The organism is Actinokineospora sp. UTMC 2448 (assembly GCF_024760565.1).
Lineage (GTDB): Bacteria > Actinomycetota > Actinomycetes > Mycobacteriales > Pseudonocardiaceae > Actinokineospora > Actinokineospora fastidiosa.
This window is the reverse complement of the sequence record NZ_CP031087.1, coordinates 5,903,815-5,920,326: the sequence shown is the minus strand read 5'-3', so window position 1 is coordinate 5,920,326 and position 16,512 is coordinate 5,903,815. Positions and strand designations below refer to the sequence as shown.

Sequence of the window (16,512 nt, the reverse complement as noted above, 5' to 3'; positions counted from 1 at the left end):
AGAGCAGAATGGGCCAACCAGCCGAACTCGACTCCATCGACATCGCGATCCTCCGCGAGCTGCAGCGCGACGCCCGCCTGCAGAACAAGGAGCTCGCCTCGATCGTCGGAGTCGCGCCGTCCACGGCGCTGGAACGCGTGCGCTCGCTGCGCAGGCGCGGTGTGCTGACCGGTTTCCACGCCACGGTCAGCCTGGCGGCGCTGGGCAGGCCGATCAGCGCGCTGTTATCCGTGCGGGTCCGCCCGCACCGGCAGCGGGTGGTGGAGGCGTTCAAGTCCTTCGTGCTCGAACAACCGGAGACGGTCTCGCTGCTGCACGTGGCCGGGCCCGACGACTACCTGATCCAGGTCGCGGTGCCCGACACCACGCACCTGCAGCAACTGCTGATCAGCAGGCTGCTGAGCAGGCCGGAGGTCGTCTCGGTCAACACGCTGCTCGTGTTCGAGGCCATCGGGCAGCCGGTGCAGACCCCCATCCAGTGAGCGGTGGTCCCGCGCGGGACGGCGTCTCCCGCGCGGGACCCACGGCTCCTACTGCTGACCCGCCCTGCGGCGCACCAGGACCAGGGCGGCGACGCCGCCGACGAGCAGCAGCGCGCCCAGGCCCAGCGGCAGGGCGACGCTCGCGCCGGTGTCGGCCAGCTCGTCCTCCGACGGCGCGGGCGTGGTCGGGACCGCGGAGGGTGCGGGCCGGGTGGTCGAGGTCGTCTCCGGCGAGGTCTCCGTGGTCGGGGCGACCGTCGTGGTGGTCGTCTCCTCGGCGGTGGTCGTGGTGGGCGTGGTGGTCGGCACCACGCACGCCTTCTCCGACTCCGTCCTGGTGAACGTCCAGCCGCGCTTGCCGGAGGCGTCGTCGCCCGCGGTGACCGCGATGGTGAAGGTGTGGTCGACCTCGGCGGACACCGTCCACTTGTCCTCGAAGCGGGTGCCGAACTCCTCGTCGGCCAGCACGGTGTCGCCGTCGGTGACCTTGACCGTATTGGTGACGCCGCCGCTGTAGGCCTCCAGGCGCACCGACAGGACGGTGCCGTCGGCGGTGCACTCGGCGGTGATGTAGGGCGTGTGCGCGGCGGCGACGCCCGCGAACACGGTGGTGGCGGTGGCCGCGAGGGTCGCGGCCGCCAGCAGGTGGGTGAGTTTGCCCAAGGCGGGCTCCTTCGGTGGGGACGCAGATGACCGCGCGCAGGCGATCAGTGACGGATCGCGAGGATAGTCACCCGCGAGGGTGAGAATTCATCAGGGTGGACCGAATTGCCGGCTACCTGTGGATGACACCTGTGTGTCATTGCTCAGAATCACTCGCCATCCCCCTATTGGGTGAGGTACACAGGAGGAGAAGCACCGTGTGTCATCGGGACCGCGTCCCCGGTCGCGTTGGCACTGGCCGATCGGGTGATGACTATGACTCAGCCCTGCGAGCAGTCACTCGGCGCCGCCGACAGTGATCTCGGCGAGGTCGACGACCTGTTACGAGCCGTTGTCGCAGACGGGTTCACCGTGTACCTGTGCGGTGGCCAGCGCGAGCCCGAGGCGATAGTGGCCACGTACACCTGGCCGGACCACGTCGACTTCGTCGTCATCAAGGACCGGCACGACGTCGCCGCCGCCCGCGCCCGCTGCACGCCGGACTGGGACGTCTTCGCCCCGGAGCGGGTCATCTGGTCCTACCACGGGCACGCCCGCTGGGCCCTGCGCGCGATCCTCGACCTGCACCACCCCGAACACCCCGACGCCCCGGACGACGACCACGCCGCGCCCGCCGCGCTGCGCGTGCCCGGGGAGTTCCTGCGCTCGGTGTCGGTCCGCACCCCGCGCCCCGGGCTGGTCGCCCGCCGGGCGATGCGGCTGCGCCCCGCCTGAGAACCCACACAGCTTCCGCCGGGCACCATGGGGTCATGACCCGTTACCTGCTCGGCCTCCTGGCGGCCGCCCTGGCCTGGGCGCTGCGCGACCTGCCCGCCCAGCTCGGCGGCCGGGCCTGCGGCGAGCGCGTGGCGCGGTCGCCGCAGTACCGCGACGGCGCCTTCCACAACCGCGCGGCCACCTCGTCCACCCCGGTCGAGGGCGGCACGCTGCTGCGCGAACTGCTGTTCGGCAAGCAGCAGCGCAAGCCCGTCGGGGCGGTGCCGCTGGTCGTCCCGCCCGCGCCTGCGGGCGGCGGCCTGCACCTGACCTGGTACGGCCACTCGACCGCGCTGATCGAGCTGGACGGCGCGCTGGTGCTGGTCGATCCGGTGTGGAGCGAGCGGGTGTCGCCGCTGCCGTTCGCCGGGCCGCGGCGGCTGCACGAGCCGCCCGCTCCGCTGGCCTCGCTGCCCCGGCTCGACGCCGTCGTCATCTCCCACGACCACTACGACCACCTCGACATGGCGACCGTGCGCGCGCTGACGCGCACGCAGTCCGCGCCGTTCGTCGTGCCGCTGGGCGTGGGCGCGCACCTGCGGCGGTGGCGGGTGCCCGAGGACCGGATCATCGAGCTGGACTGGGCGGAGTCGACCACGCTGGGCGGCGTGCGGATCGTGGCGACGCCCGCGCAGCACTTCTCCGGGCGCGGATTCCGCAGGGACGGGACGCTGTGGACGTCGTTCGCGCTGCTCGGCCCGGAGCACCGGGTGTTCTACACCGGGGACTCCGGCTACTTCCCCGGCTACGCCGAGATCGGCGCGGAGCACGGGCCGTTCGACGCCACGCTGGTGCAGATCGGCGCGTACAGCCCGGGCTGGCCCGACATCCACATGACACCGGAGGAGGGCGTGGCCACGCACCTGGACGTGCGCGGCGGCGTGCTGGTCCCGGTGCACTGGGCGACGTTCACCCTGGCGCTGCACGACTGGACCGAGCCGGTGGACCGGCTGTGGGCCGAGGCGAAGGCCCGCGGCGTCACGCTGGCCGTGCCGCGGCCGGGCGAGCGCGTCGACGTGTCCTCTCCGGCCCCGGTTGACCCCTGGTGGCAGTTATTGAGGACCTAGGCTGCGGGCCGTGGAGTTTCGCGCAGCAACCATCGACGACATCCCCGCCCTGGTCGCGTTGGTGGAGTCCGCCTACCGCGGCGAGTCGAGCCGGGCGGGGTGGACCACCGAGGCCGACTTCCTCGACGGCCAGCGCACCGACCCGGAGGAGATCGCGACGCTGATCGCGGCGCCCAGGAGCGTCGTGCTGATGGCGTTCCGCGACGGCGGCCTGGTCGCCTGCTGCCACCTGTCGGGCGTGGACGGCTACTTCGGCATGTTCGCCGTCGTGCCGGGACTGCAGGGCGGGGGTGTCGGCCGGGCGGTGCTGGCCGAGGCGGAGCGGAGGTTCCGGGCGTGGGGGCTGACCGAGGTCCGGATGAAGGTCGTCAACCGCAGGGCCGAGCTGATCGCGTGGTACGAGCGCCGGGGCTACACCGTCACCGGCGAGCAGACCCCGTTCCCCTACGGCGACGAGCGCTTCGGCAAGCCGCTGGAGGACGGGTTGGCGTTCGTGACGCTGATCAAGTCCCTTGACGCAAGTGCGGGTCAAGCGATGGGCTGACGGCCGTGGAATACCGTCAGGCGCGGTTCGTGGTGCCTCCGGGCGCGACCGAGATGATCCTGGTCCGGCACGGGGAGTCCGCCCCCGCGGTGCCGGGCGTCCCCTTCGACCTCGTCGACGGCCAGGGCGACCCCGCACTGGCCCCCGACGGCTTGGCGCAGGCCGAGTGCGTCGCGTCCCGCCTGGTGGACGCGGGCATCGACGCGGTCTACGTGACCCCGCTGCGGCGCACGGCGGAGACCGCGGCGCCCCTGCTGGGCAAGCTGGGCTTGACGGCCCGGGTGGAGCCGGATCTGCGCGAGGTCCATCTCGGCGAGTGGGAGGGCGGCGTGTTCCGCATCAAGGTCGCCGCCGGGCACCCGCTGACCCTGCGCATGGTCGCCGAACAGCGCTGGGACGTGATCCCCGGCGCCGAACCCGACGACGCCTTCGCCGCCCGGGTGCGCGCCGGGATCTCCCGGATCCACGCCGACAACCCCGGTCGCCGGGTGGCGGTGTTCACCCACAGCGGCGTGATCGGCTGCGTCCTGTCACTGGCGACGGGCTGCTCCCGGCTGGCGTTCTCGCGCTCTGACAACGGGTCGATCACGCGGGTGGTCGTGGATGGGGCTATGTGGCATGTGCGGTCGTTCAACGACACTGCGCATCTGACGGCGGATTTGGTGGGGGGTTGAGGCTTCTGCCTTGACGGGGCGGGCTGGCCTTGGCTGGGGTTTGGTGGGCCTGGCTGGTTTGGTGGGCCTGGCTGGTCTGGTTAGCCTGGCTGGTCTGGTTAGCCTGGTGTGCCTGGCTGGCCTGTGGGCCCTGGTACTGCCTGGTGGCCTTGGTCGGTCTGGGGTTGGTGAGTCTGATCAGTCGGTCTGTCCTGTTGTGGTTGTCCGGTCTTCCGGCGTGTTGACGGCGTGAGCCGTTGTGGGGCGGTGACGCGCTTCGCGAGTTGATTTGTGGGTCCGATGGGGTGGACCCGCATTCGCGGGGCCCCTAAGCGAAGCGTCGCGGGCGCGGAGAAGCGGCGGAGCGGCGAAGCCGTCCGCGCCCGAGCGAGGGTAGCGACGCTTCGCTCCCCACGAATGCGGGTCCACCCCATCGGACAGTGTTGGTGGGGCGTGTTGCGTGGGGTGGGTGGTTGCGCTGCTTCAGTGCCTGTTTTACGCCGCAATCTGCATCACCCCGTCTCCCCCTCGGCCTCCGCCTTCCCCTTCTGCCTCCGCCTTCTGCCTCCGCCTTCGCCCTCGCCCTCGCCCTCCGCCCTTCGCCTTCCGCTTTCGCCTTCCGCCCTCGCCCCTCGCCCTCCGCCCTCCGCCCTCCGCCTTCGCCCTCCGCCTTCGCCCTCCGCCCTCCGCCCTCCGCCTTCGCCCTCCGCCTTCGCCCTCCGCCTTCGCCCTCCGCCCTCGGCCCCCGCCCTCGGCCTCCGTGTCCACCTTCGTCTGGGCTTCACTCGGGTGGTTACTGGCGAGTAGGGTGTGGGTATGCGTCAGGTTTCCGCTACGCGGGTGATCAATGCGGCTCCCGGAGTGATCTTCGATCTGCTTGCCGATCCGGCGAAGCATCCGGTGATCGATGGGTCCGGGACGGTGGTTGCGGCTGTGGGGGAGGAGGGGCGGCGGCTGAAGTTGGGGGATCGGTTCGGGATGGACATGAAGATGGGGCTGCCCTACAAGATCCGCAACACCGTGGTCGAGTTCGAGGAGGACCGGCTCATCGCGTGGCGGCACTTCTACGGGCACCGGTGGCGGTGGCAGCTCAAGGATCTCGGGGACGGGCGCACCGAGGTGACCGAGACCTTCGACTGGTCCACCGCGCGCATCGGGTTGCTGTTGGAGTGGGTGCGGTTCCCGGGGAAGAACCTCAAGAGCATCCGCGCCACCCTGGAGCGGCTGGACAAGATGTTCCCGGCGCCCGCCTGAGCTTGTCCGGCGAGGTGGGGGTCGGGGTGTCACCATCGAGTCATGACCGCCGAACCCGATCCCCCCACCAGATACGACCCGGCCTACCCCAGCGAGGAGGTCGTGCACGAGCGGACCGAGGACAGCTACGCCGGGCGGGTGCGCGCCGTCCGGGTGGTCAACTCGGTCATCCGGTTCGTCACGGCGCTGTTCGCGGTGGTGTTGGCGATCCACATCGTCCTCGTGCTCGCCGAGGCCAACCCGGACAACGGTTTCGCCGAGTTCATCAGCGGCTTCGCTGGCGCTGTCTCGCTCGGCTTCGACGGGCTGTTCAACCCCGACTCGGAGAAGGCCGCCGTCCTGTTCAACTACGGCGCCGCCGCCATCGTGTGGCTGCTGATCGGGACCGCGCTGGTGTACCTGGTGCGCAAGTTCGCCATGCCCGGCCCCAACCGCACCGTCAGCTACCGGCGGACGGTGCGCTGACCACGGCGAAGGTGTCCGGCGGCAGCTCACCGGACACGCCCGGCGCGGCCAGCAGGATCTCGCCGGGCACCGCGGCGGGTGACTTGCCGAGGTTCGCGAGCACCCGCAGCGGGCCGCGGTGCAGGGTGACCAGGCCGTCGGTGACCTCCACCGTGAACCGGTCCAGCCGGGGGTCGCTCAGCGCGGGGTGCGCCTTGCGCAGGGCGATCAGCGCCTTGTACGTGTCGTAGACCGCCCGGTGGTCGGGGTCGGCCAGTTCGCCCCAGTGCAGGGTGGAGCGCAGGACCGTCGCGGGGTCGACCGGGTCCGGGATGTCGCCAGCGCCCCAGCCGTGCGCGGCGAACTCGCGCCTGCGGCCGGTGCGGACCGCCTCGGCCAGGTCGGGGTCGGGGAACGAGGCGAAGAACTGCCACGGCGTCGTCGCCGCCCATTCCTCGCCCATGAACAGCATCGGCGTGTACGGCGAGCACAGCAGCAGCGCCGCCCCGCACAGCAGGCGCGCGGGGGAGATCGTCGCGGTCAGCCGGTCGCCGACGGCGCGGTTGCCGATCTGGTCGTGGTTCTGCAGGCACACCACGAACCGGTGCCCCGGGGTGACCGTCCGGTCCAGCGGGCGCCCGTGGGTGCGCTCGCGGAACGACGACCACGTGCCCGCGTGGAAGAACGCGTTCTCCAGGGTCTGCTTGAGCGCGCCGTCGAAGTCGGCGTAGTACCCGACCGTCTCGCCGGTCAGGGCGACGTGCAGGGCGTGGTGGACGTCGTCGCACCACTGCGCGTGCAGGCCGAAGCCGCCCGCGGCGCGGGGGCGGGTGTGCTTGGGGTCGTTGAGGTCGGACTCGGCGATCAGGGTCAGCGGCCTGCCCAGCGCGGTCGACAGCGCGTCGGTCTCGGCGGCCAGCTCCTCCAGCAGGTGCGTGGCGCGCTCGTCGTGCAGCGCGTGCACGGCGTCCAGCCGCAGACCGTCCACATGGAACTCGCGGAACCACGTCATGGCGTTGTCGATGACGTAGCGGCGTACCTCGTCGGAGCCGGGGCCGTCCAGGTTCAACGACGGCCCCCAGATCGTCTCGCCCTTGAAGTACGGCCCGAAGCGGTCCAGGTACGCCCCGGACGGGCCGAGGTGGTTGTAGACGACGTCGAGCACCACGCCGAGCCCGCGCGCGTGGCAGGCGTCGACGAACCGCTTGAACGCGTCCGGGCCGCCGTAGGGCTGGTGCACCGCGCCCCACAGCACGCCGTCGTAGCCCCAGCCCGCGTCGCCGTCGAAGGCGTTGACCGGCAGCACCTCCACCAGGTCGACGCCGAGGTCGACGAGGTGGTCCAGGTGCTCGATCGCGCGGTTGAACGTGCCCTCCTCGGTGAACGTGCCGATGTGCAGCTCGTAGATCACCGAGCCGGGCAGCGCGCGCCCGGTCCAGCCCGCGTCCGTCCAGGGGAACGCGCGGTGCTCGTAGCGCCGCGACGGGCCGTGCACGCCCTCGGGCTGCCACTGCGAGCGCGGGTCGGGCAGGTGGGTGTCGTCGTCGTCCAGCTGGAAGGCGTAGTCGGTGCCCGCGCCGCAGCCGGGCACCTCCGCCCGCCACCAGCCGCCGCCGACCCTGGCCATCTCGTGGCTGGTCTCGCCGATGGCCAGGCGCACCCGCTCGGCCTCGGGCGCCCACACGGTGAAGACCTCGGCGTCCATCATTCCTCCACCAGCAGGGCCACGGGGTATCCGGACAGCGCCCCGGTGAACCGGCGGCCGGTCAGCGCGTCGGTCCAGCGCCCGGCCAGGTCGAGCCGCAGCTCGTCGGGCGCGGACAGGGGCAACCGGGTGGCGACGGCGATCAGGCCGTTGCGCTCGAAGGCGACCAGGTGGTCGTCGGCGGGCACGGGGCGGTACCCGGTGAACAGCTCGGGGCGGTCCCGGCGCAGCCGCAGCACGGTCCGCACGACGTGCAGCTTCGCCGCGCCGGTGGCGTCGACGGGCGGGACCCAGCCGTCGGCGAGCCGGTCCAGCAGCCTCCTGCGCTCGGCGTAGTCGACCGGCCTGCGGTTGTCGGGGTCCACAAGGGACAGGTCCCACAGCTCGGTGCCCTGGTAGACGTCCGGCACGCCCGGCCCGGCCAGCTGCAGCAGCTTCTGGCCCAGTGCGTTGGACCAGCCCGCCGGGGTGATCCGGTCGACCAGCGCCCGCACCCGCGCCATCAGCGCGGCGTCGCCGAGCACCTGGTCGGGCCATGCGGTGATCGCGGCCTCGAACTCCGGGTCCGGGTCGGTCCAGCTGGTGGCCACCTTGGCCTCGCGGGCGGCCTTGAGCAGGTAGTCGGTCAGCCGCTTCGCCGAGATCGGCCACGCCCCCACCAGCGTCTGCCAGGCCAGCAGGTTCAGCGTCTCCTCCGGCAGCCCGTGCGTGCGGGTCCACGCCCGCACCGCCGATGCCCACTCGTCGGGGATCTCCGACAGCACGGCCAGCCGGGCGCGCACGTCCTCGGAGCGCTTCGTGTCGTGGGTGGACAGCGTCGTCATCGCGGCGGGGTGCCGCGCCTCCCGGTGGGCCTGGGCCTCGTGGAACTCGGCCACGGAGACGCCGAAGCGCTCGGGCGCGCCGCCGACCTCGGTCAGCGCGGCGAACCGGGTGTAGCGGTAGAAGGCGGTGTCCTCGGTGCCCTTGGCGACCACCATGCCGGAGGTCTGCTGGATGCGCGCCGCCAGCTCGCCGGTCGGCTCGGCGCGCACCCGCTTGTCGATCGCCGCGAGGTCCTCGGCCAGGTCCGGGTTCGCCTCCCGGGCCGCCTCCACCGCGGCCGCCCAGTGGTCGGCCCCCTCCGGCAGGTACGACCGGTACACCGGGAAGTGCACCAGCAGCTCGGCGACGGCCCGCCGCTCGACGCCGGGCGCGCACTCGGCGATCCGGCGGACCTCGGCGGCCAGCGACGACCGGGTGATCAGCCGCCTGCACTCGGCGCGCACCGCGGCGAAGTCGGTCTCCACGCCCTGCTCCAGCGCCAGCGCGGTGATCGGCGCCTCGCCAGACGGGTCGACGAACACCCCGCACACCTCGCGCAGGGCGTCGTAGCCCGTCGTGCCCGCGACCGGCCAGGGCGGCAGCTCCTCGTCGGCCTCCAGGATCTTCTCCAGCACGATCCAGCAGCCCGCCCGCTCGGACAGCCGGGCGGCGTACCCGCCGGGGTCGGTCAGCCCGTCCGGGTGGTCCACCCGCAGGCCGACCACGTCGCCGTCGGCCACCCAGCGCAGGATCTCGGCGTGCGTGGCCTCGAAGACCTCCGGGTCCTCCACGCGCACCGCGGCCAGCGTGGTGATGTCGAAGAACCGGCGGTAGTTCAGCTCCGCCGACGCCCGCCGCCAGTCCACGACCCGGTAGTGCTGGCGGGCGTGCACCTCCGCGGCCGTCCCGCCCTCGGTCCCGGGCGCGATGGGGAACGCGTGCTCGTGGTAGCGCAGCTGGCCGTCCTCGATGGTCAGCTCGTCGTCGGCGGAGCCGAGCACCGGGATCATCACGGGGAAGGACTCGATGTCGAAGTACCGCGCGTACCGCGAGTCCGGCCCGTGGGTCAGCACGTCCCACCACCACGGGTTCGCCGACGGCGTCTCGACGGACATGTGGTTGGGCACGATGTCCACGACCATGCGCAGCCCGGCCGCGCGCAGCCGCGCCACCAGCGCCAGCCTGCCCTCCTCGCCGCCCAGCTCCGGGTTCGCCCGGGTGGGGTCTACCACGTCGTAGCCGTGCGTCGAGCCGGGCGCCGCGGCCAGCACGGGGGAGGTGTAGAGCGCGTCGACGCCCAGCTCGGCCAGGTAGTCCACCAGGTCGGCGGCCTCGGCGAAGCCGAAACCGGGTCGCAGCTGCACCCGGTAGGTGGATCGCGGCGTCACGGCTTCACCCGCCGCAGCACGATCAGCGAGCGCGGTGGCAGGGTCAGCGTCCCGCCGCCCGCGTACCGGTCCGGGTTGCGCGGCGAGACCTCGCCGGTGGCGGTGTCCACCACGACCTCCCACTCCGCGCCGTACTCCCCGTCCGGGACGGTCGCCTCGATGTCCTCGTGGTGGGCGTTGAAGCACAGCAGGAACGAGTCGTCGGTGACCCGCTCGCCGCGCTGGTCCATGTCCGGGATGCCCTCGCCGTTGAGGAAGGTGACGATGCAGCGGCCGAACCCGGACTCCCAGTCCTCGTCGGTCATCTCCTGCCCGGACGGGGTGAACCAGGCGATGTCGCGCAGCTCGTCGCCGCGGCGGATCGGCCGCCCGGCGAAGAACCGGCGGCGGCGGAACACCGGGTGCGCGTGCCGCAGCGCGATCACCCCGCTGGTGAACTCCAGCAGGTCGGCGTTGTCCTCGGCCAGCGACCAGTCCACCCAGGAGATCTCGTTGTCCTGGCAGTAGGCGTTGTTGTTGCCGCCCTGCGTGCGGCCGATCTCGTCGCCGTGCAGCAGCATCGGCACGCCCTGGGACAGCGCCATCGTGGCGATCATGTTGCGGCGCTGCCGCGCGCGCAGGTCGTTGATCTTCTCGTCCTCGGTCGGGCCCTCGGCGCCGCAGTTCCACGAGCGGTTGTCGGAGTGCCCGTCGCGGCCGCCCTCGCCGTTGGCCTCGTTGTGCTTGTCGTTGTAGGACACCAGGTCGTTGAGGGTGAAGCCGTCGTGCGCGGTGACGAAGTTGATCGAGGCGAACGGGCGGCGGCCGTCGTCCTGGTAGAGGTCCGACGAGCCGGTGATGCGCGAGGCGAACTCGCCCAGCGTGGCGGGCTCGCCGCGCCAGAAGTCGCGCACCGTGTCGCGGTACTGCCCGTTCCACTCCGTCCACAGGGGAGGGAAGTTGCCGACCTGGTAGCCGCCGGGCCCGACGTCCCACGGCTCGGCGATCAGCTTGACCTGGCTGATCACCGGGTCCTGCTGGATGATGTCGAAGAACGCCGACAGCCGGTCCACGTCGTAGAACTCGCGGGCCAGGGTCGCGGCGAGGTCGAAGCGGAAGCCGTCCACCCGCATCTCCGTCACCCAGTACCGCAGCGAGTCCATGATCAGCTGCAGGGTGTGCGGGTTGCGGGCGTTGAGCGAGTTCCCGGTACCGGTGTAGTCGGTGTAGTAGCGGGCGTCCTTCTCCAGCCGGTAGTACGCCTCGTTGTCGATGCCCCGCATGGACAGCGTCGGGCCGAGGTGGTTGCCCTCGGCGGTGTGGTTGTAGACGACGTCGAGGATGACCTCGATGTCGGCCTCGTGCAGGGTGCGGACCATCGCCTTGAACTCCTGCACCTGCGCGCCCTGCGCGGTGTTGGCCGCGTAACCGTCGTGGGGGGCGAAGAATGCGATGGTGTTGTAGCCCCAGTAGTTGCGCAGGCCGCGCTCGGTCAGGCGGTGGTCGTGCAGGAACTGGTGCACGGGCATCAGCTCGATGGCGGTCACGCCCAGCTTCGTCAGGTGCTCGACGACCGCGGGGTGGGCGAGCCCGGAGTACGTCCCGCGCATCGCCTCGGGCACCTCCGGGTGGCGCATCGTCAGCCCGCGCACGTGCGCCTCGTAGATGACGGTCTCGTTGTACGGGTGCCGAGGCGGCCGGTCGTTGGCCCAGTCGAAGAACGGGTTGATCACCACGCTCTTCACCGTGTGCGCCGCGGAGTCGGCGTCGTTGCGCTGGTCGGGGGCGTCGAACTGGTAGCCGAACACCGACTCGTCCCAGTCGACGGTGCCGGTGACCGCCTTGGCGTAGGGGTCGAGCAGGAGCTTGTTCGGGTTGCAGCGCCTGCCGTTCTCCGGCTCGTGCGGGCCGGTCACCCGGTAGCCGTAGCGCTGGCCGGGCAGCACCCCGGGCAGGTAGCCGTGCCAGACGTAGCCGTCCATCTCCGGCAGCCGGATGCGCTCCTCGCCGCCGTCGTCGTCGATCAGGCACAGGTCCACGCGGGTGGCTACCTCGGAGAACAGGGCGAAGTTGGTGCCCGCGCCGTCATAGGTGGCGCCGAGCGGATAGGGGGAACCAGGCCAGGGCCGCACCGCGTCTCCTCACACCCGTAGCTGTCTGGGGCCAACCCTAAGGCTGATCAACGCGTCGCGCGGGATCACCGAGGGCTGAACTTCAGTACCCGACAGCGGCGGGCTGCATGCGCTGGGTCTCCACGGCGCGCCGCCAGGGCGGGCGCACCGGGGCCCTGCGCGTGCCGAGCACGGTCGCGGCGGCCAGGCGTTGGGCGCAGTCGGCCGCCGAGGGGCGGTGCTGCGGATCACGGGCGGTCATCGCGGCCAGCGTCGCGGTCCAGACCGGCGGCAGCCACGCGGGCAGGCGCGGCGGGCGCGACAGCCGCGCCACGGCGGCCTCCAGGTCCGAGCCGTCGTACTCCGGGCTGCCGGTCAGGCACTCCAGCAGGACGAGGCCGAGGGAGTAGATGTCGGCGGCGGGGCCGACGTTCTCCCCGCGCAGCTGCTCGGGCGCGAGGTAGGCGGCGGTGCCGATGCAGTGGCCCGCGCTGGTGAGCCGCGCCGAGCCCATCGCCCTGGCGATGCCGAAGTCGGTGAGGAAGCAGGTGCCGTCCCGGTCGAGCAGGACGTTCGCGGGCTTCATGTCCCGGTGCACCACGCCGTGCGCGTGCACGTAGGCGAGCGCGTCGGCGAGACGGGTGCCGAGGCGCGCGGTGAACCGCAGGTCCAGCGCTCCGGTCGTGTCGAGGCACCGACGCAGGGTGGGGCCGTCGACGAGCTGCATGACCAGATACGGCCGATCGTTCTCCGGGGCCGCGTCGTACACCCGCACCAGGCCGGGATGGCTCAGCCCGGCGAGCAGCCGGGCCTCCAGTGTGGAACGCTCGGTGGCGCTGTGGAACAGCTTCACCGCGACCGCCCGGTTGAGGCGGACGTCGGTGGCCCGGTGCACGTCCGCCATCCCGCCTCGACCGATGACCCCGTCGAGTCGGTAGCGCCCGTCGAGCAGTTCGCCCATGACCGCCTCCCAATGCTCCTAGTCCCGACCTACCACCCGGAGGAGCGAGGCAAACGCCTCCCGGAACGGGTGAGTCGCAATCGATCCCGCGCATGTGCGAACCCGAACGGGGGTATCTGGGTGGGGCGTTCGACAGTCAATCGGGGAGGCACCATGTCTTTGGAAGACGACGACATCCGCAGCGGGCATCTGGGCGCGGGTGGACCGGGCACGGCCGACCACGGCGCGACCGGGAACCCGGGCGGCCATGACGGCGGCGCCGACGGCACGGCCGACGGCGGCACGGGCGGCGACGGGGGCGCCGACGGCGGCGCGGACTCCGGCGCGGGCGGCTTCGGCTCCGGCGGCGCGGGCGGCGACGCGTTCACCTCCGGCGGCGGACAGGGCGCCAGCGGCACGGGCTCCGGCGTGGGCACCGCGGACCACGGCGCGTCCGGCACCGCAGGCCGCCACGACGGCGGCGCGGACGGTGGCGCGGGCACTGCGGATCACGGCGCGGGTGGTGTGCCGGGTGGTCATGACGGTGGCGCCGACGGCGGCGCGGACTCGGGCGCGGGCACGGCCGATCACGGGGCCGGTGGCGTGCCGGGCGGTCACGATGGCGGGGCTGATGGTGGCGCGGGTACCGCCGATCACGGTGCGGGCGGGGTTCCCGGTGGTCATGACGGTGGTGCTGATGGTGGTGCGGGCACTGCGGATCACGGCGCGGGTGGTGTGCCTGGTGGTCATGACGGGGGCGCCGACGGCGGCGCGGACTCGGGCGCGGGCACGGCCGATCACGGGGCCGGTGGCGTGCCGGGCGGTCACGATGGCGGGGCTGATGGTGGCGCGGGTACCGCCGATCACGGTGCGGGCGGGGTTCCCGGTGGTCATGACGGTGGTGCTGATGGTGGTGCGGGCACTGCGGATCACGGCGCGGGTGGTGTGCCTGGTGGTCATGACGGGGGCGCCGACGGCGGCGCGGACTCCGGCGCGGGCGGCGTGGCCGACCACGGCGCCGGTGGGTCGCCCGCGACGCAGGACGGCGGGGCCGACGGGTCGGCGGGCCGGGACAGCCTGCAGGACGGCGGCGCGGACGGTGGCGCGGACGGCGCGGCCGACAGCGAGGGCCGCGAGGGCCTCGGCGGCTACGGCGCGTCCGGTGGTGGTGGATCGCTCGGCGGCGGCGGGTACAACCCGCGCGCCGACCACTGATGCCGGTGGTCCCCGGCGTGGCGGTCGGGCGGGACGCGCTGCGCCGGTGCGTCGGCGTCCCGCCCGCCGAGTTCGCCGAGCGCGTGTGGGGCCGGGAGCCGCTGCTGAGCCCGGGCGTCTCGGACTTCGCCGACCTGCTCACCCTCGCCGACGTCGACGAGCTGCTGTCCCGGCGCGGGCTGCGCACGCCGTTCATCCGGATGGCGCGGAACGGCTCCGTGGTCGGCTCCGGGCAGTTCACCGGCGGCGGCGGGGTCGGCGCGGAGATCGGCGACCAGGTGCACGACGAGCGGGTGGCCCGGCTGTTCGCCGAGGGCTCGACGATCGTCCTGCAGGGCCTGCACCGGCTGTGGCCGCCGCTGATCGACTTCGCTGGCGCGCTCAGCGCCGATCTGGGCCATCCCGCCCAGGTCAACGCCTACATCACGCCGCCGTCGTCGCAGGGCTTCAGCGCGCACTACGACGTCCACGACGTGTTCGTGCTGCAAGTGGCGGGGCGCAAGCACTGGCTGGTCCACGAGCCCGTCCACCGCGACCCGCTGCGCAGCCAGCCGTGGGACCGCCACGCCGACGCCGTGGCCAGGCGGGCGCGGGAGACGCCCGCCATCGAGGCCACCCTCAACCCCGGCGACGCCCTGTACCTGCCGCGCGGCTACCTGCACTCGGCCCGCGCGCTGGGCGAGGTGTCCGCCCACCTGACGGTCGGTGTGCACGTCCTGACCCGGTACGCCGTCGCCGAGACGCTGCTGGCGCTCGCGGGCGAGAACGCCGACCTGCGCGCCTCCCTGCCGCTGGGCGTGGACGCGGCCTCCCCTGACCAGCTGGACGTCGACGGCGTCGTCGACGCGCTGGTCAAGGCGGTGCGCGAGGTCGACCCGCGCGACGTCGCCCGGCTGCTGCGCGAGCGGGTCTGGTCGGGCGCCCGCCCCGCCCCGCTCGCCCCGCTGGCGCAGGCGGCGGCCGCGACGACCGCCGACGTCGGCACGGCCGTCGTGGTCCGGCCCGGCCTGCGGCACCGGATGAGCGTCGGCGACGAGCGCGTGTGGCTGGAGATCCCCGGTGACCGGCTGGACCTGCCCGCCTCGACCGCGCCTGCGCTGGCCGCGCTGCTCGACGGCAGGCGCGTGATCGGCGACCTGCCCGGGCTGCCCGCGGCCGACCAGGTCGTCCTCGTGCGCAGGCTGCTCAGGGAAGGCGTCGTGGTGGTCGCTGAATGACCCGCGAGCGCTGTGCCGACGGCAGGCTCCGGCGCGGCGACCCGCTGGTGGCGACCGCGCCGCCGGTGCGCGCCTGGCTGCTGGTCGAGCAGCCGGGGCCGTGGGGGCCGCAGGCCGTGCCCGAGTCCGCGCTCCCGGCGTCCGTCCGCGCGGCGCTGGTCGAGCGGGCCGCCGCGCTCGGCGCCCGGCTCCTGCTGATCCGCCGCCCCGGCCGCACCGGGGACGGGCCGCGCCGCTGGGGCTGGGCGGACTCGGTGGCGGGCACGCTGCGCTGGACGTCCTTCACCGACCCGCGGTCGCTGACCCGGCTGGAGCCCGGGTCAGGCGAGCCCGACCCGCTGCCGGTGTACCTGGTGTGCGCGCACGGCGGGCACGACTCCTGCTGCGCGATCCGCGGCCGTCCCGCCGCCGCGGCGTTGTCGGCGGCCCGGCCGGGACAGGTGTGGGAGTGCTCGCACGTGGGCGGCGACCGGTTCGCTGGCAACGTCGTCGTGCTGCCCGACGGGCTGTACTACGGCGACGTCACCGCGCTGAACGCCCGGGCCCTCGCCGACACCCACGACCAGGGCATGGTCGAGCCGTCGCTGCTGCGCGGCCGGTCGATCCACCCCGCGCCCGCGCAGGCAGCGCAGCACTTCCTGCGCGCGCGGTCCGGTGACCGGGCGCTGGCGTCGTTCCCGCCGCGCGCCGTGCGCCGGGTCGGGCACGAGACGTGGGACGTGCGCTTCGACGGCCCGACCGTGCGGGTGCGGGCGGTCTTCCACCGCTCGGACACCCCGTTGACCTGCTCGGCCGTCGTCCCCGCCGCCGTGCGGGCGTTCGAGCTGGTCAGCGTGACCGACGCGCCTGCCTGCGCGCCATGACCCGGAACACCACGAAGTGGATCGGGTAGACGGCCCACCAGTACACCCGCCCGATCACGCCGTTGGGCCGCAGCGCGCCGACCTGGGTGAGCACGCCGTCCTCGATGCGGTAGCCCAGCCACGCCTCTCCGGTGAACCACTGGTCGGTGTGGAGCACGAGGTGGGTGTCGTCCACGCTGGCTACGGTCCACCAGTCCACTGTGGAGCCCACGGTGACGGCGTCCGGCCGGTGCAGGCGCAGGCGTTCGCCGAAGAGCCTGCCGATGAGGATGCGCAGCCGCCACAGCCAGGCCAGGCCGTACCAGCGCAGGTCGCCGCCGAGCCCGTCGAGGTCGAGCCGCGCGCCCCTGGCCGGGACGTCCACGCGCATCGCGTACCGGCCCGGCCGCCCGAACAGCTCGTTCTCCACCAGGCGACCGTATCCCGC

At 73.1% G+C, this 16,512-nt stretch carries 17 protein-coding genes; 10 read left to right on the top strand and 7 right to left on the bottom strand.

All coding sequences use genetic code 11. The features are described 5' to 3' along the window. Positions 1 to 8 precede the first annotated feature (8 nt). Complete coding sequence (locus Actkin_RS26990) at positions 9 to 482, top strand: Lrp/AsnC family transcriptional regulator (protein ID WP_189209902.1); 474 nt, start codon at positions 9 to 11, stop codon at positions 480 to 482. 48 nt (positions 483 to 530) lie between these two features. On the opposite strand, the gene Actkin_RS26985 is transcribed toward Actkin_RS26990, so the two are convergent. After that, positions 531 to 1,145: an LPXTG cell wall anchor domain-containing protein gene (locus Actkin_RS26985; protein WP_189209903.1), complete on the bottom strand. Its 615-nt coding sequence runs from the start codon at positions 1,143 to 1,145 to the stop codon at positions 531 to 533. 255 nt (positions 1,146 to 1,400) lie between these two features. Here Actkin_RS26985 and Actkin_RS26980 point away from each other — a divergent pair, with 255 nt between their 5' ends. The 6 genes from Actkin_RS26980 (at position 1,401) to Actkin_RS26955 (ending at position 5,884) form a co-directional block, all read left to right on the top strand. Then, positions 1,401 to 1,859 (top strand): hypothetical protein, encoded by a 459-nt coding sequence (locus Actkin_RS26980; RefSeq protein ID WP_189209904.1) that lies wholly within the window; start codon positions 1,401 to 1,403, stop codon positions 1,857 to 1,859. 35 nt (positions 1,860 to 1,894) lie between these two features. Then, positions 1,895 to 2,968, top strand: a complete 1,074-nt coding sequence (locus Actkin_RS26975; RefSeq protein ID WP_258904725.1) for an MBL fold metallo-hydrolase — start codon at positions 1,895 to 1,897, stop codon at positions 2,966 to 2,968. A gap of 10 nt (positions 2,969 to 2,978) precedes the next feature. After that, a complete protein-coding gene (locus Actkin_RS26970) occupies positions 2,979 to 3,512 on the top strand; it encodes a GNAT family N-acetyltransferase (RefSeq protein ID WP_258904724.1) in 534 nt (177 codons plus the stop codon). Between the two features lie 53 nt (positions 3,513 to 3,565). Further along, complete coding sequence (locus tag Actkin_RS26965) at positions 3,566 to 4,186, top strand: histidine phosphatase family protein (RefSeq protein ID WP_258907995.1); 621 nt, start codon at positions 3,566 to 3,568, stop codon at positions 4,184 to 4,186. Positions 4,187 to 4,981: 795 nt separating this feature from the next. Further along, the gene (locus Actkin_RS26960) at positions 4,982 to 5,419 is read left to right on the top strand and encodes an SRPBCC family protein (RefSeq protein WP_309569146.1); all 438 of its coding nucleotides are present in this window, start codon (positions 4,982 to 4,984) and stop codon (positions 5,417 to 5,419) included. A gap of 42 nt (positions 5,420 to 5,461) precedes the next feature. Further along, the gene (locus Actkin_RS26955; RefSeq protein ID WP_189209907.1) at positions 5,462 to 5,884 is read left to right on the top strand and encodes a hypothetical protein; all 423 of its coding nucleotides are present in this window, start codon (positions 5,462 to 5,464) and stop codon (positions 5,882 to 5,884) included. Here Actkin_RS26955 and treZ read toward each other — a convergent pair. The 5 genes from treZ to Actkin_RS26930 form a co-directional block, all read right to left on the bottom strand. Then, positions 5,859 to 7,568 carry a malto-oligosyltrehalose trehalohydrolase gene (gene treZ / locus Actkin_RS26950; protein ID WP_258904722.1) on the bottom strand — a complete coding sequence of 570 codons (1,710 nt, stop codon included), beginning with the start codon at positions 7,566 to 7,568 and terminating at the stop codon, positions 5,859 to 5,861. The genes Actkin_RS26955 and treZ overlap by 26 nt on opposite strands. After that, a complete protein-coding gene (gene treY, locus Actkin_RS26945; RefSeq protein ID WP_258904721.1) occupies positions 7,568 to 9,760 on the bottom strand; it encodes a malto-oligosyltrehalose synthase in 2,193 nt (730 codons plus the stop codon). The genes treZ and treY overlap by 1 nt, the downstream gene beginning before the upstream one ends. Beyond that, positions 9,757 to 11,871 carry a glycogen debranching protein GlgX gene (gene glgX, locus Actkin_RS26940; RefSeq protein ID WP_189209910.1) on the bottom strand — a complete coding sequence of 705 codons (2,115 nt, stop codon included), beginning with the start codon at positions 11,869 to 11,871 and terminating at the stop codon, positions 9,757 to 9,759. Before glgX ends, treY begins: the two co-directional genes overlap by 4 nt. 82 nt (positions 11,872 to 11,953) lie before the next feature. After that, on the bottom strand, positions 11,954 to 12,811 hold the full coding sequence (locus tag Actkin_RS26935) for a protein kinase domain-containing protein (RefSeq protein ID WP_189209911.1): 858 nt from the start codon (positions 12,809 to 12,811) through the stop codon (positions 11,954 to 11,956). Positions 12,812 to 12,829: 18 nt separating this feature from the next. Further along, positions 12,830 to 13,723, bottom strand: a complete 894-nt coding sequence (locus Actkin_RS26930; RefSeq protein ID WP_258908095.1) for a hypothetical protein — start codon at positions 13,721 to 13,723, stop codon at positions 12,830 to 12,832. 12 nt (positions 13,724 to 13,735) lie between these two features. On the opposite strand from Actkin_RS26930, the gene Actkin_RS26925 reads away from it, so the two are divergent. The 3 genes from Actkin_RS26925 to Actkin_RS26915 are packed head-to-tail and all read left to right on the top strand — an operon-like array spanning position 13,736 to position 16,085. After that, entirely contained in the window at positions 13,736 to 14,005 is a 270-nt protein-coding gene (locus Actkin_RS26925; RefSeq protein ID WP_258904720.1) for a hypothetical protein, read from the top strand. After that, positions 14,005 to 15,222 (top strand): cupin domain-containing protein, encoded by a 1,218-nt coding sequence (locus Actkin_RS26920; protein WP_189209913.1) that lies wholly within the window; start codon positions 14,005 to 14,007, stop codon positions 15,220 to 15,222. Before Actkin_RS26925 ends, Actkin_RS26920 begins: the two co-directional genes overlap by 1 nt. Continuing rightward, a complete protein-coding gene (locus Actkin_RS26915) occupies positions 15,219 to 16,085 on the top strand; it encodes a sucrase ferredoxin (protein ID WP_189209914.1) in 867 nt (288 codons plus the stop codon). Before Actkin_RS26920 ends, Actkin_RS26915 begins: the two co-directional genes overlap by 4 nt. On the opposite strand, the gene Actkin_RS26910 is transcribed toward Actkin_RS26915, so the two are convergent. Further along, positions 16,051 to 16,494, bottom strand: coding sequence for a DUF2867 domain-containing protein (locus tag Actkin_RS26910; RefSeq protein ID WP_258904719.1), 444 nt, complete (start codon positions 16,492 to 16,494; stop codon positions 16,051 to 16,053). The two genes, Actkin_RS26915 and Actkin_RS26910, sit on opposite strands and share 35 nt — an antisense overlap. Positions 16,495 to 16,512: the final 18 nt, after the last annotated feature.